Here is a 20,625-nt window from a genome sequence, read left to right as displayed (position 1 = left end):
CAACTAAACTTCAGTGAGAGTAAACCTCTCTATGAAGTTTAGTTAAATTATACATTACAAGAAGAATAGGGCCACTATGGTAGTAACAATTAAACCTAAAACTACTGGTTTAAAGTTGCGCTTTGCAAGCTCAAAAGGGGATACCTTGCATATAGCAGAAACGGGGATAATTGCCCAAGGTATTAATGTGCCTCCACCTACCCAAATAGCACCTAATTGTCCAAGAGCGGTTAAAGTAGCCACATTTCCACCAGTGGCTGTTCCAAATAAATTTGCAGTGGAACCGGTTAGAGCTATACCGGAAAATCCAGAACCATCTAGTCCAGTGATTGCACCTACAGTAGTTACACCAAAAGCACTTAAAAAATTGTTTAGTGGAACTGCCTTAGAAAGGGCAAAACCTAAGTCGTTTACTATACCTAAGGAGCCAGTAGGTAAATAGTTACCTATAATAGCTGTAAATCCATCACCCCCTACATAGAAAAAGGCAGCAATTGGAACTACTATTCCAAAAACTTTAAAGCCAAATTGGAAACCTTCTACAAGATATCTAGTGATTTTATCAAGAGAAGCCTTTTTATAAGATTTTATAGATATCAATATGAGTATAATTAAGGTTGTACCACCGATTAGTGCTGTAGCATCTCCACCTTTTAAGTTTAAAGAAACCATCAAAAATACATCAATAGAAAAGAGAAGAGGAATTAATATTGCAAAAAAAGATTTCCATCCTTTGCTTAAAAGAGATTCATCTGTAGACTGAACCTCTTCTGAATATTCAGTGTAGGTGAGATTTTCAAGGGTTCCATTTTTCATATCTTTCTTTAGCATGATAAAGGCTGTAACAGTAGTGACAATTCCCATAATAATTATTAGAGGAATACTAGCTTTAACTACTTCAGATACAGGAATACCAGCAGCATCCGCAGTTAATTTTGGAGCAGCTTGAATTACAAAGTCTGTAGACAATGCAATACCATGACCGAAAAGATTCATAGCTATGGCAGCACCTATGGCAGGGAGACCAGATTTGATAGCAACAGGAACTAATACAGCTCCAACTAGTGCAACGGCTGGAGATGGCCAAAAGAAATAAGAAATAATCATCATTATTATACCTATACCCCAAAAGGCTATAAAATCATTTTTCATAAACTTACTAAAGGGTTCTATCATAACTTTACTTATGCCAGTATAGGATAATGCTTTACTTAATCCAGCAATTATAGATATTATAAGTATTGTTGGCAGTAATTCCGTAATTGAGTAGATAAAACTATTAAAAATACTAATTAGAGATGCAGGAATAGATTTAGTGCTAATTAATGCAATTAATACTACTCCAACAATGCAAATAAGGGAACAGTCTAATTTTTTTATCATTGCTATTAAAATTAATATAATAAAAATTAAATATATATAGTGTATTGCGGTTAATTCAATCATTTGTAGCCTCCTACTAACTTATCCTAATTTAATAATAGAATATGCTGACAGGAGAAATTAGTGTTAAAAAAGCAAGATGGAAATTTTAAAAATTCAGATTTTCATTGGTTAGTTCTATGGACTAAAAATATAAGAGGTTTTATATTATGAATAAAACTGTTTAAATAGTTTTAAATAATATATAATAATAGTATGATATTTTGGAACAAATTGAAGAATTGAGGAGAAATAATATGAATAATTTTAAATTTAAACATAAGGATGAAGAGTTTATTTTATCAGAAGATAACCTTTCTTATATTGAAGCTGAGGAAGTACAAGATTTTACCATAGAAAAAGCATTAGAAATTTTAGAAGAAGGTAAAGAAAAAGTAGAATTTGACTATGAATATTATGCTGATAACTGTGAAGCATGTGGAAATAGTGAAGTTATAGATAAAAAACATTATAGATATTTAGAGTATCATTTTTATATTTTTACTAAAGAAGGAAAATATATAATTAGTAATATAAGTAATGAGTTTGAAACCACTACTTATTCCAAATTAGAGAGAATGAAAAAAATTGATGAAAGTTATATAGTATCTATTATCATCTGTGAAAGTTGTAAGAATTTTGCAATAGAAGTTGAACAGTGTGATATGTAAATAAATAACTGTGATATATAATTAAATAATTGTGACATGAATTTAAATAACTGTGACTTGAATTTAAATATCTGTGTATATTTTTAGGTTAATTCCATATACTCTTTAATGGAAGAAGAATGGAGATGTATAATTTATAAATTTTTGTAAGCAATAGTGTATAAACATATCAAAGCTGGATACAATTCCTAGTAGGAGGGATTGTATGATTGAAAGATATAAAAAAAATAAAGGATTATATATTTTTATAGCCTCTGTAGGAATAATAGTTTTTTTACTTAGCTATACTGTAAGTATAGCATTCTTAAGAAGTTCAAAAGATGGAGGAGCTGGAATTTTAGGCGAAGCATCTCAAGCAAGCTTTTTAAATATGAATGATGTATTAATTTCAGATAAAAGTAATATAGAGTTCATGTTAAACTATAAAAACTCTTTAGGTAAGGTAAAGATTAATGATAAATTAGATAAAACTATAAATGTAGAAAAAGATAATTTGATTGGTCTTAATCAGGAGCAGGCTGAAAAGATATTTTCTAGTTTTGGATACAAGGTAGAAAAATTCACAAAAGAAGATATTATATTTGTAAAGGACATAGAAGGATATTCCTACAAAGAAGATTCTTATTTTATAGGAATAAAGGATGAAAATATTGTTATTTATAATAAGGATTCTAATGGAACAATAAAAGTAGTAGAAGAGAAGATATTGAATCCTAAAGATGATAATGGACAGTCGTATTTAAAAATTAACGACATAGAGAACAGAGGTAATCTTTTGAGGACATTCTACGAAGGACATAAAGATTATCAGTTTTCCAATATACAAGAGGCTATGGAATATGCTCAGGCTCTTTGTAGCACATAGTGTCAGAAAGGGAGTGTTTCAAAAGGAATTTTGAAACACTCTTTTTTCATGAGAAATTGTAGAAATGGTATAAATTTAATTTGAAATAAGTTTAAAATAGTTTTTATTGAATTGTTATATTGTAGATGGTAAAGTATAATATAGTTACGATTGTAAGGTAATATAATTAATTAGTGAAGTTTAATATCAATACATATAGGTATATAATAGATTATAGGTCTAAATTTGCAGATGATGACTATATAGTAATGAAGAATTAACAAATGGTTAAATAAAAAAGATAGGTGACAAAGCATGTATGAATATATAAAAGGAATTTTTAAGTCTATAGAAAAGGAATATATAGTTATAGAATGTGGTAATATTGGATATAAAATTTTCACATCAGGTAGTACAATTTCTAATATGCCAGCTATAGATCAACAAATAAAGATTTATACTCATCAAATTGTAAGAGAAGATTTCATTGGACTTTATGGTTTTTTAACTAAAGATGAAATATCCATGTTTAATCTTCTTATTTCCATTAATGGTGTAGGACCTAAGGCGGCACTATCACTCATGTCTATTGCCAATGTTTCTACATTAAAGTATGCTATAATTACCGATGATGATAAATTAATAACTAAGGCACCGGGCATTGGTAAGAAAACTGCTCAAAGGATCATATTAGAACTTAAGGATAAGATAACCGTAGGAGGCGCCATGCCAAAGGGAACTACTATTAGTGATATTGACATAGATAATGAAAAACTATCAGAAGCAGTGGGGGCACTTATAGCTCTTGGATACTCAGATAAAGAGGCAGAAAAAGCAATAGAAAAAGCTAATAGAAGTAATAGTGTTGAAGATATTATAAAGGAATGTTTGAAAATTTTAATGGGATAATAACCTTATTAAAGGTTTTTAGTTAAGGAGGGGGATTATGGAAGATAGAGTTATTACATCTAATATTATTGAGGAAGATATAGAAGTAGAATATTCCTTAAGACCTCAGCGACTTAAGGAATATATAGGACAAGAAAAAGTTAAAAATAAGTTAGATATATTTTTAAAAGCTGCAAAGATGAGAAAAGAACCCTTAGACCATTTATTATTATATGGACCACCAGGCCTTGGTAAAACTACATTAGCTAACATAGTAGCAAAAGAAATGAGTGGAAATTTAAAAATTACATCTGGTCCTGCTATAGAGAGAGCTGGAGATTTAGCAGCATTGTTAACTAATCTAAATACCAATGATGTATTATTCATAGATGAAATTCATAGATTGAATAGGTCTGTAGAAGAAATTTTATATCCAGCCATGGAAGATTTCGCTTTAGATATTGTTATTGGTAAGGGGGCATCAGCAAAATCTATAAGACTAGATTTACCTAAATTTACTCTCATAGGAGCAACTACAAGGGTAGGACTTTTGACTGCACCTTTAAGAGATAGATTTGGAGTACTATGTTCAATGGAATATTATAATGATGACGAGCTTAAAGAAATTGTTTTAAGGTCTTCTGAAATATTAGGAGTTGAAATTGATAAGGAAGGTGCCTTTAGTCTGGGAATGAGATCTAGAGGAACACCAAGGATAGCTAATAGGTTACTAAAAAGAGTTAGAGATTACTCTATGGTTAAAGGTATAAGTGTAATTGATATTAACATGGTGGAGCAAGCAGCTGAACTTTTAGAAGTGGATAGAGAAGGCTTTGATAGATTAGATAATAAGATATTAGAAGCTATAGTGGATAACTTTAATGGGGGACCCGTTGGAGTTGAGACACTAGCTTATTTTATAGGTGAAGAAGTCAGTACCATTGAGGATGTATATGAACCATACCTGATACAAAAGGGGTTTATTGTAAGAACTCCAAGAGGTAGAATGGCGGCAAAGAAAGCCTATGAACATTTAGGAAGGATTATTCCAGATCATATATTATAGAAATAAACATATAGATAGAATAGGGAAGTGTATAGACTTTGAAAGTAAAGGATTTTTATTTTGATTTACCAAAGGAATTAATAGCCCAGCATCCTTTAAAAAAAAGAGATGAATCAAGGCTTATGGTTCTAAATAAAAAAAGTGGTGAAGTAGAACATAAAGTGTTTAAAGATATTATAGAGTATTTAAATCCAGGAGATTGTCTTGTATTAAATGATACAAGAGTTATGCCGGCTAGACTTTATGGAGCTAAGGAAGGCTCCGGTGGTAAAATGGAGTTTTTGCTTTTAAATAGGCATGAAGACGATATATGGGAAACCTTAGTTAAGCCTGGTAAAAGAGGAAAAGTTGGAGCTAAATTTGTATTTGGAAATGGAGAACTAAAAGCCGAGGTAGTAGAAGTTTTAGACAATGGAAATAGAAAAGTAAAGTTTTACTATAATGGTATATTTGAAGAAGTATTAGATAGACTTGGCGAAATGCCATTGCCACCATATATAGAAGAAAAACTGGAAGATAGAGAAAGATACCAAACGGTTTACTCAAAGGAAGTAGGTTCTGCAGCAGCCCCTACAGCAGGACTACACTTTACAGATGAGTTACTACAAGCTATCAAAAAAAAGGGAATTAATATAGCTTTTGTAACTTTGCATGTGGGACTTGGAACCTTTAGACCAGTAAAAGCTGAAGATATTCAAGATCATGAAATGCATTCTGAGTATTATATTTTAGATAAGGAAAACGCTGAAATAATAAATAATGCTAAAAGAAGTGGGAAAAGAGTTATAGCTGTAGGAACCACATCAAATAGAACCCTTGAAAGTATAGCTAATGAAGAAGGTCAAGTTAAAGAACAATCAGGATATACTAGTATATTCATATATCCAGGGTATAAATTTAAAATAGTAGATGCCATAATAACTAATTTTCATTTGCCAGAATCTACTTTAATAATGCTTATAAGTGCTTTTTCAACTAGGGAAATAGTGATGAATGCTTATAAAATTGCAGTAGAAAACAAATATAGATTCTTTAGTTTTGGTGATGCTATGTTTATCCATGAATAGGAAGGACGATGAATAGGTGTATAAATTACTTAAAAAGAGTGGAAAAGTTAGACGTGGGGAATTTGTTACTCCTCATGGTACAATACAGACCCCTGTGTTCATGAATGTTGGAACTTTGGCTGCAATAAAAGGAGCAGTATCATCCATGGATTTAAAAGAAATTGGGTGTCAGGTAGAATTGTCAAATACATATCATCTTCATTTAAGACCAGGAGATGAAGTAGTTAAAAAAATGGGAGGACTTCATGAATTTATGAATTGGGATAGACCTATTCTTACAGATTCAGGTGGGTTTCAAGTGTTCTCATTAGCAAGCATGAGAAAAATTAAAGAAGAGGGTGTATACTTTAGCTCTCATATAGATGGTAGGAAAATATTTATGGGACCTGAAGAAAGTATGCAAATTCAAAGTAATCTAGCTTCAACTATTGCTATGGCCTTTGATGAGTGTATTCCAAATCCATCTTCAAGAGAATATGTAGAAAAATCTGTAGCAAGAACTACTAGATGGCTTGAAAGATGTAAAGTAGAGATGGATAGATTAAATGCAGATCCTAATACAATAAATAAAAAGCAAATGCTATTTGGTATAAATCAAGGTGGAGTTTACGAGGATATTAGAATAGAACATGCTAAGACCATTAGAAAACTAGACCTGGATGGATATGCAATTGGAGGATTGGCTGTTGGTGAAAGTCATGAGGACATGTATAGAGTTATTGATGCGGTAGTTCCATATCTTCCAGAGGATAAACCAATTTATCTTATGGGAGTTGGTACTCCAGAAAATATATTAGAGGCAGTTTCAAGAGGTGTAGATTTCTTTGATTGTGTATTACCAGCTAGAAATGGAAGGCATGGACATGTGTTTACTAAGTATGGTAAAATAAACATCATGAATGCTAAATATGAATTAGATAAAAAACCTATAGATGAAGGATGTGATTGTCCTACTTGTAGGCATTATACAAGAGGATACATAAGGCACTTATTTAAAGCCAAGGAAATGTTGGCAATGAGACTTTGTGTGCTTCATAACTTATATTTCTATAATAAATTAATGGAGGATATAAGAAATGCAATTGATGGGGATTACTTTGAAGAATTTAAAAATCAAAGACTTTCAGAGTGGGGAAAAAAATAATTAGGTATCTATTTTTTAAATATATACATAACTAGTGAAAGGAGAGATATTATGCAAAACTTAATGGCGTTTCTTCCAATGGTACTTGTACTTGTGTTGTTTTACTTCATGATTTTCATGCCAGAAAAGAAAAGAAAGAAACAATACAATGATATGTTGAATTCTTTAGCTATAAATGATGAGATTATGACTAAAGGTGGAATCATGGGAAGAATAATAAATATTCAAGAAGAATATATTATTTTAGAAAGTGGTCCAGATAGAGCAAGAATAAAAATGAGCAAACTAGGTATTGCTTCAGTTACAAAATCAGCTAATGAACCAGAAGAAATAAAGGCATAATCATCATAAAACCCCTTATATAAACATATTTATTAATATAAGGGGGTTTTGGGTATGTATAAAAAGTTTAATTATTCCGCTATAGGAGTAGGGGTGCTAAGAGCATCAATTTTAACAGTAATTTGCGTTTTAGTATATTCACTAGTTACTTCATATTTCCCATTTAGTGACGCAGTCACATCAGTATTTTTAGTTATAGCTACATTGGCTAGTGTGGTATATGGAGCTATATATGCTACATTAAAAATGGGAAGCAAAGGTTGGCTTGTGGGGTTGCTAGTAGCAGTATTTTATATGTTAATACTTTATATAGTATCCTTATGCTTTGGAAATGACTTGGCATTAGGAGGAAAAGACGTAGTTAGATTAATTTTAGCATTAGCAGCAGGATCATTGTCAGGAATGCTAGGAGTGAATCTATAGATATTATCAATTTTAGGAGGAATAAAAATGAAACATATAAAAACTATCAACAAATCTAACATTAAAGAAAGTTTAAAAAAACCAGGTTGTAAAGAGTGTGCTAACTCATGTCAATCAGCTTGCAAAACTTCTTGTACAGTAGCTAATTTAGAGTGTGAAAACTAATCATTTTAAAGGCAGTAACAAAAAGTTACTGCTTTGTGTTTAGTTAGGAGGAAAAACAATGGAATTAATTCACAAATTTAGACAAGGCAATGATTTTTATGTTATAGATGTAAATTCAGGTGCAGTTCATGAAGTAGATGAGCTTGTATATGACATGTTAGACTCAGATAAACTTAAAACTAAAGACGAGTTAAAAGAAATATATAAGGATAGATACTCCAGTGAAGAAATTGATGATGTATATGAGGAATTAGAATCTTTAGTTCATGAAGAAATGCTTTATTCTAAAGATTTATATGAAAATATAGCAATGATGAGTGGACAAGCAGAGGTAGCCATTAAAGCCCTTTGTCTTAATATAATTCATGATTGTAATTTGAAGTGCAAATATTGTTTTGCCGATGAAGGAGAATATAAGGGTTGTAGAAAAACCATGAGCGCACAAACCGGTAAAGACGCTATAGATTTTGTTATAAAAAACTCAGGTAAAAGAAAAAATATAGAAATTGACTTATTTGGTGGAGAGCCACTTATGGCCTTTGATATCATAAAGGAAATAGTAGATTACGGTAGAGAACAAGAAAAACTTCACAATAAAAACATTAGATTTACTATGACTACTAACTCTACTCTTTTAAATGATGAAATAATGGACTACCTTGATAAAAACATGGGAAATATAATTTTAAGTATAGATGGAAGAAAAGAAGTCAATGATAAAGTAAGAATAAGATTTGATGGAACTGGTACCTATGAATCTATATTACCTAAAATAAAGAAAATGGTAGATATAAGAGATAAGTCTAAGACTTATTATGTAAGAGGTACTTTTACAAGAGAAAATACAGATTTCTTTGAAGATGTAAAGCATATGGTGGAGCTAGGCTTTGATGAAGTATCTATTGAACCAGTAGTACTTCCAGATGACCATGAACTTTCATTAAGAGAAGAGGACCTTCCTACAATTTTTGAACAATATGATAAATTATATGAATATATGGTTGAAAAATATGAAGCAGGAAAATCCTTTAAATTCTATCACTTCAATATAGATTTACAAGGAGGTCCATGCATCTATAAGAGAATTTCAGGATGTGGAGCTGGACATGAGTATGTAGCAGTTACTCCTGATGGAGAAATATATCCTTGTCATCAATTTGTAGGGAATAAAGACTTTCTTATGGGAGATATATATGAAGGGGTTAAGGACTTTTCTATAGTTCAAAATCTTAAGGATGCTCATATATATAATAAACCTACATGTAAAAACTGCTGGGCAAGATTCTACTGTAGTGGAGGATGTCAAGCTAACAACTTTAACTTTAATGGTGATGTTCACGTGCCATATGAATTAGGTTGTAAAATGCAAAAGAAGAGAATAGAGTGTGCTATTGCTTTAAAAGCGAAAACAATGAATAAATAATTGTGTTTTAAAGGATAGAATTAAAAATTCTATCCTTATTTTGATAAAAAATAAGAAGTATACAGAAAATTAAGTTATATGTACTTGATTTTATCCATACAATACCTGTAAAATAAATAATAAATAGACAATTAGAAAATACAATTAGAAAACAGGAAGGGGATAACCATGAGGAGGAAAAATAGAAAAAGTGGAATTGTAGTTATCATAGCAATAATATTAATAGGTCTTTTTGCATACGCTGGTCTTTATGGGGTGAATTTAGGTAATTATAGAATCAAAACCTTTGGAAGTAGTATTGATAAAGGGCTTGATTTAGTAGGAGGAACTTCTCTTTTAATGGAGATAAAGGAGGAGAAGGTAGATCAAGCTGTTATAGATAGAACTATAGAACTTATTTCTATGAGAATAAATAAAGATGGAGTAAGCGAAATTCCTATAACTCAAGAAGGCGAAAATAGAATTAGAATAGAAATACCAGGAGAGTTTGATACAGATAAGGTTTTAGATACCATTGGTAAAACTGGTGAATTAACCTTTGAAGGTCCAGATGGAAAAGTAATTTTAACTGGTAAAGAGGTTAAAGAAGCAGGAGCATATATATCTCAAGATAATAAGTATGTTGTTAATCTTGAATTAAATGAAGATGGAACTGCAAAATTTGCGGAAGCAACTAAGACTTTCTTAAATAAAAGTATAGCTATAAAAATGGATGGTGAAGTTTTAACTAATCCAACAGTTAATGCTGTTATTAGTGATGGAAAGGCAATTATTGAAGGTATGAGTTCTTTAGAAGAGGCAAATTCTATTGCTAGTATCATAACTTCGGGAGCTCTTCCAGTAAAAATAGAAGCTACTTCAGTTAAAACAGTAGGACCAACTATTGGAGCTGAGGCATTATCCCTTAGTAAAAAGGCAGCCATGATTGGTATAGCTTGTATAATACTATTTATGGTTGCATACTATAGAGTTCCAGGAATAATTGCTTCTGTGGCTATAGTTTTATATGTAAGTTTATTACTTGTAATATTCTCTCAATTTGGAGTAGTATTAACTTTAGCAGGTATAGCAGGGTTAATTCTTACCATTGGTATGGCTGTAGATGCTAATGTTCTCATATTTGAAAGAACTAAGGAAGAGTTAAGATTAGGTAAATCTATAAAGACTTCTGTTGAAGCTGGTTATAGTAGAGCATTATCGTCAATTTTAGACTCTAACATAACTACAATTATTGCAGCACTAGTATTATATTTTCTAGGTTCAGGTTCTGTTAAGGGATTTGCAGTAACGCTACTTATAGGTATTATTGTAAGTATATTTACTGCCTTATTTGTTACAAAGTTTCTACTCAATAATGCTGTAAATGCAGGTTGGATAAATAAACCATCATATTTTGGCGTGAGAGAAGGAAAAAAACATGAATTTACTAGTTTAAAAATAATAGAGAAGACTAAAATATGGTTTGCTATATCAATTATTATAATTGCTATTGGAGTTGGATTTATAGCAACTAAAGGTTTAAATTATGGTATAGATTTCAAGGGTGGTACATTAATTACTTTAGATATGAATAAAGAATTCAATAAGGCTGATGTAAATACTATTATTGATAAGTATGCTAAAGATAAATACTCTACCAAATTAGCTAGTGAAGGAAAAGAGATACAAATTATTGTTCAAGAAGGGGTATTGAATGAAGAAAAAACTAATGCTCTTATTGATGAAATAAAAGAAAAGTATTCATTAGAAGATAGTGCACTTATTGGCAAGGAAAGTATAGGAGCTACTGTTGGAAATGAATTAAAGAAAAAGGCATTGTTAGCATTAGGAGTTGCATCTATTGCTATGCTTATATATATTACTGCTAGATTTGAATTTAGCTATGCAGCAGCATCTATTATAGCTTTACTTCATGATGTATTAATTACACTTTCTTTCTATGCTATATTTGGAATTCAAGCCAATTCACCATTTATAGCAGCTATTTTGACTATAGTAGGATATTCTATTAATGATACTATTGTTATCTTTGATAGAATAAGAGAAAATGTTAAGAGAAACAGAAGGATGGATCAATCAGAGGTTGCTAATATGAGTATAACAGAAACTATGACTAGAAGTATAAATACATCCTTAACAACACTTATAACTATAGTGGCAGTTTATGTTCTAGTACCATCCATAAGAGAGTTCTCACTTCCACTTATAGTGGGAATTGCCTGTGGAGCGTATTCTTCAATATTTATAGCTTCACCACTATGGGTAATAATTAAAAATGCAAAGCAAAAAAAGAAAGCTAAAGTAGTAGCATAATATAAACAAAGTTCATGGCGAAAAACATTTTATCATGTTTTTCGCCATTTTTATAATAATTTGTTTGTAAAATTGTCAGTTTTAAATTATAATATATTTGTTTTCTATAAATAGATTTCTTAAACTCCATAATATGTACAAGTAATATGGAGTTAGAAGTTTTTTGTTCAAGGAGAATGTGATCACTGAAATATATGATGAAATTATAAGGGATCAAAAAACTACTCATGGAACTAATTTGGAGGAGCGCATATGGAGTATAGTATGAATAGGAAAGATAATGATCCGTTTCTATTAGGAAATATGAAAATTGCATTAAACAGAATTGTGAAAGCTATCAATGAGAGAGAAAAGATAGTTATATATGGCTATCATGACTTTGATAGCGTATGTGCCATATCTCTTCTTATGTTAGTATTACGATATGTAAATAGTGATGTAGAGTATTATATACCCAGTGTATATAGAAATGATAGAAATTTAAATAAAGAAGATATAGAGAATAATTTATTATGTCTTGGAGCAAATTTAATTATAACAGTTGGTTGTGGAGTTAAATCTAAAGCAGAAATACAACTTTGTAAGGAAAACAACATAGATATAATTGTAACGGATTATCATAATCACATAGTAGAGGATAATAATTGTATAACAATAAATACCTATCAAACAAATTGTAATTATCCTTTTAAGGATTTTACAGCTTGTTCCCTTATATATAAATTCATAGAAGTTATAGCTTCTTATTATAAGATAAGTTGCACACAAAAGTATTTGGATTTAGTAATGATGGGTATAATTACAACAGAGATAGAAATAGAAGAAGAGAATAAATACTTTGTAGAAGAAGGGTGCAAGAAATTAAAACAAACTAATAACTATGGAGTTAGGGCGTTGATAAGAGAACATGAGCGGAATTATGGTGGTATAATGAAGTTTTATGATGAAGGTATTATAAAGCTCTTACCAAAGATGATTTCCAAGAATAAGCTAGATAATGCAAGAATAATTGTTGAACTTTTTACTACTAATGATAGTTATAGAGCAAAACAAATATCAAAATACTTATATAAAGAGGTTATGATGAGTTTAGAATAGAATAATATATATAAGCATTTAAATATACATATTTTTTAAAGTATTGCATTAAATATCAAGGTTAATATATAATTTAATTATGGTAAAGATGTGTTTGGGTAAAGGCTTTAGGAGGAGTAGAAAATGAATTTAAAGGATAAAGTTAGAATAATAGAAGATTTTCCGAAAAAAGGTATAAGTTTTAAAGATGTAACTACTTTACTTCAAGATAGAGAGGCATTAAGAGAGTCAATAGATGTTATTGCCAATCACTTGAGGGATAAAAAAATTGATATAGTAATAGGACCAGAGGCTAGAGGGTTTTTATTTGGAGTACCAGTAGCTTATGCTTTAGGAGCTGGTTTTGTGCCAGTTAGAAAACCTGGTAAATTACCCTATGAAACTATTAAAACTTCCTATGATTTAGAATATGGAAGTGATGCGTTAGAAATTCATAAGGATGCTATTAAAAAAGGTCAGAGAGTAGCAATTGTTGATGATTTACTTGCTACAGGAGGAACCGTAGCTGCTGTTGCAAAGCTTGTTGAGGAATCAGGTGGAGAAGTTGTAGCCATAGACTTTTTAATAGAGCTAACAGAACTTAAAGGTAGAGAAAAAATAGCACAATATGATATTATGTCTGTTATAGACTATCCATTTTAGAATTGAACATAAATTGCAATAATTTGGGTTATAGTATATAATAATTACTGAGTTTAAATAGGTGGCTGGTTCATTAACCAGCCTTTAATTTTAGGAGTGTATTACAATGATTGATAAATTGATAGAAAAAATTAATAGTAATTGTCACAATGTAGATATCAATTTTGTAAATAAGGCCTATGAATTTTCTGTAAATGCCCATAAAGAACAAAAAAGAGAGTCAGGAGAGCCTTATATTATTCATCCTTTAGAAGTAGCTTGTATTTTGGCTGAACTAGGACTTGATACCTCTACCATAGTGGCAGGTCTTTTACATGATGTAATTGAAGATACAGAATATACATATGAAGATGTTTGTAACATCTTTTCTATAGAAGTGGCAGATTTAGTAGAAGGGGTATCTAAGCTAGGTAAAATAAAATATAAGTCAAAAGAAGAACAACAAGCAGATAATGTTAGAAAAATGCTTCTTGCGATGGCTAAGGATATAAGAGTAATACTTATAAAATTGGCTGATAGATTACATAACTTGAGAACGTTAAAATACATGCCAGAGAATAAACAAAAGGAAAAGGCTAAGGAAACTCTAGATATATATGCGCCATTAGCTCATAGATTAGGTATATCAAAAATAAAGTGGGAGCTAGAGGATTTAGCATTAAGATACTTAAATCCAACAGAATATTATGACTTAGTAAAGCTGATTTCAGATAAGAGAAATGAAAGAGAAGAGCAAATAAGTCATATCATATCACAACTTAAATTAAATCTTAATATGGGTGGAATTACAGCAGAAATAGAAGGTAGACCAAAGCACTTCTATAGTATTTATAGAAAAATGATAAAAAGTAGTAAAACCATAGATCAAATATTTGATCTTACAGCAGTGAGGATATTAGTAGATGATATTGGAAATTGCTATGCTGCATTGGGAATAGTACATACTATGTATAAGCCTATACCAGGTAGATTTAAGGACTATATTGCTATGCCTAAACCTAATATGTATCAGTCACTTCATTCAACGGTAATAGGACCTTTCGGAAAACCCTTTGAAATACAAATTAGAACCTTTGAAATGCACAGAACTGCTGAATATGGTATTGCAGCTCACTGGAAATATAAAGAAAGTGTTCAAGATGAGGATAAATCTCTAGATTCAAAGCTATATTGGCTTAGAGAAATGCTAGAATGGCAAGGAGAGACTTCTGACGCTGAAGAATTTATGGAAGGCTTTAAGATAGATTTATTTTCAGATGAAGTATTTGTTTTTACTCCAAAGGGTGATGTTATAAATTTACCAAATGACTCTACACCTATAGACTTTGCCTATGCTATCCATACTGCAGTAGGTCATAAGTGTGTTGGAGGTAAGGTAAATGGGAAGATAGTACCTCTAGATTATAAGCTCAGAACAGGGGAAATTGTAGAGGTAATTACAGCTACTAATTCAAAAGGACCTAGCATAGATTGGCTTAATATAGTTAAGAGTAATCAAGCAAGGAGTAAAATTAAACTTTGGTTTAAAAAGGCAAATAGAGAAGAGACCATAGCAAAGGGAAAAGAATTAGTAGATAAAGAGTGTAAGAAGCAAAATTGTATATTTTCTCAAGTAATTAATGAGGACATTATTGAGAAAATTATTAGAAGATATAACCTAAAGAACATGGATGATTTATACCATGGTGTAGGCATTGGAGACATAAACCCTAATAATATGATAAGCAAGCTAAAGGATGCTTATGATAAAGAGAACTCTAAGCAGTTAAAACTTGAGGAATTAAGGCTAATTCATGAGGAAAAAAGTAAAAAACAAAAGAATAATACTTATTCTGGAGTTACAGTTAAGGATATGTCTAATATTCAAGTAAGATTTGCAAAATGTTGTAGTCCTGTATATGGAGATGATATTATTGGATATATTACAAGAGGCAAGGGTGTATCTATTCATAGAAGTGACTGTAAGAATGTAATTAACTTACAGGAAAAAGAAAGTCACAAAATAGTTGAAGTGGCTTGGGGAAAAGAAAATAAAGATAAATATATTGCTGACATAGAAGTAATAGCTGAGGATAGATTAGGTCTTCTTACAGATATTATAGAGATACTAGGGCTTGTAAAAGCTAATATTTTATCAATAAGTGCTGTAACAAATAAAAAAAATATAGCAGTTGTAAGCCTAAAAATAAATATTTCTAGTATAGAGCATTTAAAGGATATTCAAACTAAACTTAAGAAAATCAAGGATGTTAAGGATGTCTATAGAAAGAAACAGTAAAAAGGAGTGCTTAATATGAGAGCTGTAGTACAAAGAGTTAAATCTTCAAAGGTTGAAGTAGATAATAAAGTTATTAGTGAAATAGGAAAAGGAATTAACTTACTTGTGGGAATAAGTAAGGAAGATACTAAAGAAGATATAGATTATATAGTAAGAAAAGTTCTTGGAATGAGAATTTTTGAAGATGAAGATGAGAGAATGAACTTTTCACTTCAAGATATAGAGGGGGAGCTATTAATAATATCTCAATTTACTCTATATGGTGATTGTAGAAAGGGAAAGAGACCTGATTTTATGAAGGCACAAGGTGGAGATGTTGCTAGAGAATTATATAATGAGCTAGTTGAAGCCTTTAAAAAAGAAATACCTAATCTTCAAACAGGGGAATTCGGAGCTGATATGAAGGTTGAAATTATAAATGATGGACCAGTAACACTTTTATTAGAGAGTAAGAAGGATTTTTAAAATTTTAAGAAATATATGGCATTTTGAGGTGATACTATGATTATAAAAAGAATGATGGCAGGAGTTTATGCTGCCAACTGTTATATATTATTTGATGAAGAAACAAAGGAAGCTGTAGTTTTAGACCCGGGTGGAGATATAGATGATGTATGTAAAGCTCTTAATCAACTAGAAGCTAAGGTTAAATATATCATATTAACCCATGGTCACTTTGATCATACTACAGGGGTAGATGGATTAAAGGCTGAAACAGGAGCAACTGTAGCTATGGCTAAAGAAGATAATGATATGATTTTAAATAATATAATGTATTATGGACCACTTATTGAAGGTGGAGCAGACCTTTTATTAAAACATGGTGATATATTAAAGTTTGGTAATTATAAAATAGAAGTTTTAGCAACACCAGGACATACACCAGGAGGAATAAGTCTTTTAGTAGATGGAAATGTGTTTACTGGAGATACTCTATTCAAGGGATCTGTTGGCAGAAGTGATTTAGCTGGTGGAGACCACAATGAGCTTATAACAAGTATAAAAAATAATTTAATGCCTCTTAGTGATAGTGTGGCAGTTCACCCAGGTCATGGACCAAGTAGTACCATAGGCCAAGAAAGAATGGAAAACCCATTTCTATAGGTAAAATTAAACTGTATATTGGGTTATAAGAAGGTAATTTGAAATAAGGATTTGATAAATATGATAAAGGATATGAAGTCTATAAAAGTAAAGCTAAGCAATATGAATTTTAGATATGATGTCTTTCTTATGATAAATCTATTTTATAGTTTTATTAATATAGAATTTGTAAATGAGGAATTTGACTTATCTATAGATATAGATGAAGAAACGGGAAGTATTATAATTGGAGGAACAGAAGGATTCTTTAATTATGAAATTAATAGAAATTATAAGCTTTCTGAGGAAGTTAAAAAGTCCTTATTCATATATCTTAGAAATATTACTGGCAAAGTTCTTCCATGGGGAACTTTAGTTGGGATAAGGCCTTCTAAAAAAGCACTAGATCTTTTAGAAAAAGGATATAGTGAAGAGGAGGTAATAAAAGAATTTAAGGATAGACATGAAACTAGCAAGGAGAAGACAAAACTTTGTATTGATGTAGCTAAGTACGAAAAAAGTGTAGTTAACAAAGATAAAGATACTATAAGTATATATGTGGGTATGCCCTTTTGTCCAACTAGATGTGTTTATTGTTCTTTTACCTCAAATCCTATAGGGGGAAAGTCAGCTTTAGTTAAAGACTATCTTAATGCTATTACCAAGGAAATAAAAGCTATAAGTAAATATGTATCTGAAAAGAATTTAACTATTGAAAGTGTCTATTTTGGAGGAGGTACTCCTACTTCTGTAAATGATGAAGAATTTGAAGATATAATGAATAAGATATATAAGTGCTTTGTTGAAGGTAAGGGTGTTAAAGAATTTACTGTAGAATGTGGAAGAGTAGATAGTATAACAGAAAGAAAACTTCAATCTATGAAAAAATATAAGGTTCATAGGATTAGTATAAATCCTCAAAGTATGAATGATGATACTTTAAAAAACATTGGTAGAAATCATAGTAGTAAGGATGTAGAAAACTGCTTTAATCTAGCACGAAGTCTAGGCTTTGATAATATAAATATGGATATGATAGTTGGTCTCCCAGGAGAAGAGCTAAGTCATATAAATAGAAGTTGCGAAGAAATACTTAAACTAAATCCAGATAGCATAACTATACATGGTATGTCTATTAAAAGAGGCTCTAGACTACATGAAAATCTAGTTAATAAGGGAAAGTTTACTATTCCTAATCAACATGAGTTAAATGCTATGTATGAAGCTACAAAAAATCTTTCTTTAGATTTAAATATGAAACCGTATTATATGTATAGACAAAAAAATATGGTAGGTAACATGGCGAATGTAGGCTATTGTAGAGATGGAAAAATATGTATATATAATATTCAGATGATAGAGGAAAAGCAAACTATTATTGCTCTTGGAGCAGATGGAGTTTCAAAGGTTGTTTTCCTAGATGAGAATCGAATAGAGAGATTTGCAAATGTTAAGGATGTAAAAGAGTATAATAGTAGAATAGACGAGATGATAGCTAGAAAGATAGAATTACTCAATACTCTATATTAAAACAATTATGTACATAGGTTTTAAAGAAATATTCATTTGGGTAATGATATTATAATATATTTTAGACTTAATAAGTAAATAGGAGGAATTTAAATGGGAGAATCACTTAATGGACTTAAAAGAACCATTATGTGTGGTGAAGTAAGAGAATCAAATATCTCTGAAAAAATCACTGTTATGGGTTGGGTCCAAAGAAAAAGAAATTTAGGAAGTTTAGTTTTTGTAGATTTAAGAGACAGAACTGGATTGTTACAAGTTGTATTTGGTGAAGAAATAAATAAAGAAGCCTTTGAAAAAGCTGATTTAGTTAAATCTGAGTACTGCATAGCTGTTACTGGAGAGGTTATAAAAAGAGAATCTCCTAATAAAAATTTACCAACAGGAATGGTAGAGCTTAAAGGGGAAAGTATTAAAATACTTTCAGAATCAGAAACTCCACCTATATATATTAAAGAAAACTTAGATGCTGGTGAAAACATAAGACTAAAATATAGATATTTAGATCTTAGAAGACCAGATATGCAAAAAATATTAATGATTAGACATAAAGCTGGAAAAGTAGTAAGAGATTATCTAGATGAAAATGGATTCTTAGAAATGGAAACACCAATGCTTACTAAGAGCACTCCAGAAGGAGCTAGAGATTACTTAGTGCCTAGTAGAAATTACCCAGGAATGTTTTATGCATTACCTCAATCTCCACAAATATTTAAACAATTATTAATGGTTTCTGGATATGACAAGTATTTTCAAATTGTTAAATGTTTTAGAGATGAAGATTTAAGAGCTAATAGACAACCAGAATTTACGCAAATAGATTTAGAGATGAGCTTTGTTGAAATGGAGGATATCATAGCCTTAAATGAAGGTCTTTTAAAAAGAGTATTTAAAGAAGTTATAGATGTAGATGTACAACTTCCAATAAAGAGAATGCCTTATGCAGAAGCTATGAATAAATATGGTAGTGACAAGCCAGATTTAAGATTTGGTATGGAGATACAAAATATTACTGAAGCAGTAAGAGGTACAGATTTTGCTGTGTTTAAAGGAGCCATTGAAAATGGTGGTTCAGTAAGAGCTATTGTAGCTAAAAACTGTGCAGACATGGGTAGAAAGAAAATTGATAAACTAGGTGAGTTTGTTAAAACTTATAAAGCAAAAGGTCTTGCTTGGGTAGCTTATAAAGAAGGAGAAATAAAATCTCCAATAGCTAAATTCTTCTCAGAAGAAGATATGGCTAAATTATTAAATGCTGCTGGAGCAGAAGTAGGAGATTTAGTTTTAATAGTTGCAGATATTGATAGTGTAGTACTTCAATCTCTTGGAGCTTTAAGATTAGAACTTGCTAAGGAACTTGGAATCTTAGAAGGAAACAAAGAATTTAACTTTGTATGGATTACTGAATTCCCAATGTTTGAATATGACGAAGAAGAGAAGAGATTCGTAGCTCTTCACCATCCATTCACAGCACCTATGGATGAAGATTTACAACTTCTAGAAACAAATCCAGGAAGAGCTCGTGCTAAGGCTTATGATATAGTATTAAATGGAGAAGAACTTGGTGGAGGAAGTATAAGAATTCATGATACAAACCTTCAACAAAGAATATTTAATCTTCTAGGCTTTACTGATGAAAGTGCATGGGAAAGATTTGGATTCTTATTAGAGGCATTCAAATATGGACCACCACCACATGGCGGACTTGCATATGGTTTAGATAGAATGGTAATGTTCCTTGCAGGAACTGATAACATAAAAGACGTTATTACCTTCCCTAAAAATCAAAATGCTTATTGCCCAATGAGTGAAGCACCTAATGTAGTTGATAAAAAGCAATTAATTGACTTAGGAATAGAAGTAAGTAAAGTAGAAAAATAATTTAATAGAAGATTTTATTATTATAGAGAATAATAATAAGTTATATGGACATAATAACTTTATAAAACTATTGATACTTAGTGATTAATATTTATTTTACAATTGCAATTTAATTACAATTGCTATATAATAATACTAAAGAATATTCTGCTGTGTGCGTGGAAATGGTTTATGTTGAGCCAACATTTAAACGTTGTGGCTGATGTTCTCATTATGGAGTGTTGACTGACTATTTTATAGTTGGTACCAGAAGTAGTGAGGCGATTCCACCCCTGGTAGACAGGGTTCAAATACATCATTAATACGGCACGGTGGGTATCAATAGTTTTAATATTAAAGAGTAAATAC

The 20,625-nt window shown here is 30.7% G+C and carries 19 protein-coding genes and 1 other RNA gene; 19 read left to right on the top strand and 1 reads right to left on the bottom strand.

The annotated features are described in order from the left end of the window. Positions 1-54: 54 nt before the first annotated feature. The gene (locus B2S02_RS06135) at positions 55-1,446 is read right to left on the bottom strand and encodes a hypothetical protein (RefSeq protein ID WP_346878560.1); all 1,392 of its coding nucleotides are present in this window, start codon (positions 1,444-1,446) and stop codon (positions 55-57) included. Between the two features lie 233 nt (positions 1,447-1,679). Between B2S02_RS06135 and B2S02_RS06130 the strand changes: the two genes are divergently transcribed. The 19 genes from B2S02_RS06130 (at position 1,680) to ssrS (ending at position 20,598) form a co-directional block, all read left to right on the top strand. Further along, on the top strand, positions 1,680-2,093 hold the full coding sequence (locus B2S02_RS06130; RefSeq protein WP_346848648.1) for a DUF3785 family protein: 414 nt from the start codon (positions 1,680-1,682) through the stop codon (positions 2,091-2,093). 205 nt (positions 2,094-2,298) lie between these two features. Further along, positions 2,299-2,958 (top strand): hypothetical protein, encoded by a 660-nt coding sequence (locus B2S02_RS06125; protein ID WP_346848649.1) that lies wholly within the window; start codon positions 2,299-2,301, stop codon positions 2,956-2,958. A 294-nt stretch (positions 2,959-3,252) separates the two neighbouring features. Next, positions 3,253-3,846 carry a Holliday junction branch migration protein RuvA gene (gene ruvA / locus B2S02_RS06120; protein ID WP_346848650.1) on the top strand — a complete coding sequence of 198 codons (594 nt, stop codon included), beginning with the start codon at positions 3,253-3,255 and terminating at the stop codon, positions 3,844-3,846. Between the two features lie 37 nt (positions 3,847-3,883). After that, a complete protein-coding gene (gene ruvB, locus B2S02_RS06115) occupies positions 3,884-4,891 on the top strand; it encodes a Holliday junction branch migration DNA helicase RuvB (RefSeq protein WP_346920454.1) in 1,008 nt (335 codons plus the stop codon). A gap of 38 nt (positions 4,892-4,929) precedes the next feature. After that, positions 4,930-5,958, top strand: coding sequence for a tRNA preQ1(34) S-adenosylmethionine ribosyltransferase-isomerase QueA (queA, locus tag B2S02_RS06110; protein WP_346848652.1), 1,029 nt, complete (start codon positions 4,930-4,932; stop codon positions 5,956-5,958). Between the two features lie 16 nt (positions 5,959-5,974). Continuing rightward, on the top strand, positions 5,975-7,102 hold the full coding sequence (gene tgt, locus B2S02_RS06105) for a tRNA guanosine(34) transglycosylase Tgt (RefSeq protein WP_346848653.1): 1,128 nt from the start codon (positions 5,975-5,977) through the stop codon (positions 7,100-7,102). Between the two features lie 51 nt (positions 7,103-7,153). Beyond that, positions 7,154-7,444 carry a preprotein translocase subunit YajC gene (yajC, locus tag B2S02_RS06100; RefSeq protein WP_346848654.1) on the top strand — a complete coding sequence of 97 codons (291 nt, stop codon included), beginning with the start codon at positions 7,154-7,156 and terminating at the stop codon, positions 7,442-7,444. A gap of 54 nt (positions 7,445-7,498) precedes the next feature. After that, entirely contained in the window at positions 7,499-7,867 is a 369-nt protein-coding gene (locus tag B2S02_RS06095) for a TIGR04086 family membrane protein (RefSeq protein WP_035134467.1), read from the top strand. Positions 7,868-7,894: 27 nt separating this feature from the next. Next, positions 7,895-8,032: a six-cysteine ranthipeptide SCIFF gene (scfA, locus tag B2S02_RS06090; protein ID WP_035134469.1), complete on the top strand. Its 138-nt coding sequence runs from the start codon at positions 7,895-7,897 to the stop codon at positions 8,030-8,032. Between the two features lie 58 nt (positions 8,033-8,090). Beyond that, on the top strand, positions 8,091-9,455 hold the full coding sequence (scfB, locus tag B2S02_RS06085) for a thioether cross-link-forming SCIFF peptide maturase (protein WP_346848655.1): 1,365 nt from the start codon (positions 8,091-8,093) through the stop codon (positions 9,453-9,455). Positions 9,456-9,623: 168 nt separating this feature from the next. After that, positions 9,624-11,768 (top strand): protein translocase subunit SecD, encoded by a 2,145-nt coding sequence (secD, locus tag B2S02_RS06080; protein WP_346848656.1) that lies wholly within the window; start codon positions 9,624-9,626, stop codon positions 11,766-11,768. 252 nt (positions 11,769-12,020) lie between these two features. Then, the gene (locus tag B2S02_RS06075; protein ID WP_035134475.1) at positions 12,021-12,866 is read left to right on the top strand and encodes a DHH family phosphoesterase; all 846 of its coding nucleotides are present in this window, start codon (positions 12,021-12,023) and stop codon (positions 12,864-12,866) included. A 123-nt stretch (positions 12,867-12,989) separates the two neighbouring features. Then, a complete protein-coding gene (locus tag B2S02_RS06070; RefSeq protein WP_035134477.1) occupies positions 12,990-13,508 on the top strand; it encodes an adenine phosphoribosyltransferase in 519 nt (172 codons plus the stop codon). A gap of 106 nt (positions 13,509-13,614) precedes the next feature. After that, the gene (locus B2S02_RS06065; RefSeq protein ID WP_346848657.1) at positions 13,615-15,786 is read left to right on the top strand and encodes a bifunctional (p)ppGpp synthetase/guanosine-3',5'-bis(diphosphate) 3'-pyrophosphohydrolase; all 2,172 of its coding nucleotides are present in this window, start codon (positions 13,615-13,617) and stop codon (positions 15,784-15,786) included. Between the two features lie 15 nt (positions 15,787-15,801). After that, entirely contained in the window at positions 15,802-16,251 is a 450-nt protein-coding gene (gene dtd, locus B2S02_RS06060; RefSeq protein WP_346848658.1) for a D-aminoacyl-tRNA deacylase, read from the top strand. Between the two features lie 36 nt (positions 16,252-16,287). Then, positions 16,288-16,890 (top strand): MBL fold metallo-hydrolase, encoded by a 603-nt coding sequence (locus B2S02_RS06055; RefSeq protein WP_346848659.1) that lies wholly within the window; start codon positions 16,288-16,290, stop codon positions 16,888-16,890. Between the two features lie 60 nt (positions 16,891-16,950). Further along, positions 16,951-18,399, top strand: a complete 1,449-nt coding sequence (locus tag B2S02_RS06050; protein ID WP_346920453.1) for a coproporphyrinogen III oxidase — start codon at positions 16,951-16,953, stop codon at positions 18,397-18,399. A 93-nt stretch (positions 18,400-18,492) separates the two neighbouring features. Further along, positions 18,493-20,277 carry an aspartate--tRNA ligase gene (gene aspS / locus B2S02_RS06045; protein ID WP_346920452.1) on the top strand — a complete coding sequence of 595 codons (1,785 nt, stop codon included), beginning with the start codon at positions 18,493-18,495 and terminating at the stop codon, positions 20,275-20,277. Between the two features lie 141 nt (positions 20,278-20,418). Continuing rightward, positions 20,419-20,598: non-coding RNA, 6S RNA (gene ssrS / locus B2S02_RS06040), on the top strand. The last annotated feature ends 27 nt before the right edge of the window (positions 20,599-20,625 follow it).

The sequence above is a fragment of the Clostridium sp. UBA7339 genome (assembly GCF_002470865.1).
GTDB lineage: Bacteria > Bacillota > Clostridia > Clostridiales > Clostridiaceae > Clostridium_J > Clostridium_J sulfidigenes.
This window is presented reverse-complemented; position numbering and strand designations above follow the sequence as displayed.

Bases quoted from the DNA above. Each gene is read 5' to 3' on its own strand.
- B2S02_RS06055 (WP_346848659.1), top strand. From the start codon at position 16,288: ATGATTATAAAAAGAATGATGGCAGGAGTTTATGCTGCCAACTGTTAT.
- ruvB (WP_346920454.1), top strand. From the start codon at position 3,884: ATGGAAGATAGAGTTATTACATCTAATATTATTGAGGAAGATATAGAA.
- scfA (WP_035134469.1), top strand. From the start codon at position 7,895: ATGAAACATATAAAAACTATCAACAAATCTAACATTAAAGAAAGTTTA.
- B2S02_RS06095 (WP_035134467.1), top strand. From the start codon at position 7,499: ATGTATAAAAAGTTTAATTATTCCGCTATAGGAGTAGGGGTGCTAAGA.
- secD (WP_346848656.1), top strand. From the start codon at position 9,624: ATGAGGAGGAAAAATAGAAAAAGTGGAATTGTAGTTATCATAGCAATA.
- aspS (WP_346920452.1), top strand. From the start codon at position 18,493: ATGGGAGAATCACTTAATGGACTTAAAAGAACCATTATGTGTGGTGAA.
- ruvA (WP_346848650.1), top strand. From the start codon at position 3,253: ATGTATGAATATATAAAAGGAATTTTTAAGTCTATAGAAAAGGAATAT.
- B2S02_RS06130 (WP_346848648.1), top strand. From the start codon at position 1,680: ATGAATAATTTTAAATTTAAACATAAGGATGAAGAGTTTATTTTATCA.
- B2S02_RS06065 (WP_346848657.1), top strand. From the start codon at position 13,615: ATGATTGATAAATTGATAGAAAAAATTAATAGTAATTGTCACAATGTA.
- B2S02_RS06070 (WP_035134477.1), top strand. From the start codon at position 12,990: ATGAATTTAAAGGATAAAGTTAGAATAATAGAAGATTTTCCGAAAAAA.
- B2S02_RS06075 (WP_035134475.1), top strand. From the start codon at position 12,021: ATGGAGTATAGTATGAATAGGAAAGATAATGATCCGTTTCTATTAGGA.
- dtd (WP_346848658.1), top strand. From the start codon at position 15,802: ATGAGAGCTGTAGTACAAAGAGTTAAATCTTCAAAGGTTGAAGTAGAT.
- B2S02_RS06125 (WP_346848649.1), top strand. From the start codon at position 2,299: ATGATTGAAAGATATAAAAAAAATAAAGGATTATATATTTTTATAGCC.
- B2S02_RS06135 (WP_346878560.1), bottom strand. From the start codon at position 1,446: ATGATTGAATTAACCGCAATACACTATATATATTTAATTTTTATTATA.
- B2S02_RS06050 (WP_346920453.1), top strand. From the start codon at position 16,951: ATGATAAAGGATATGAAGTCTATAAAAGTAAAGCTAAGCAATATGAAT.
- yajC (WP_346848654.1), top strand. From the start codon at position 7,154: ATGCAAAACTTAATGGCGTTTCTTCCAATGGTACTTGTACTTGTGTTG.
- scfB (WP_346848655.1), top strand. From the start codon at position 8,091: ATGGAATTAATTCACAAATTTAGACAAGGCAATGATTTTTATGTTATA.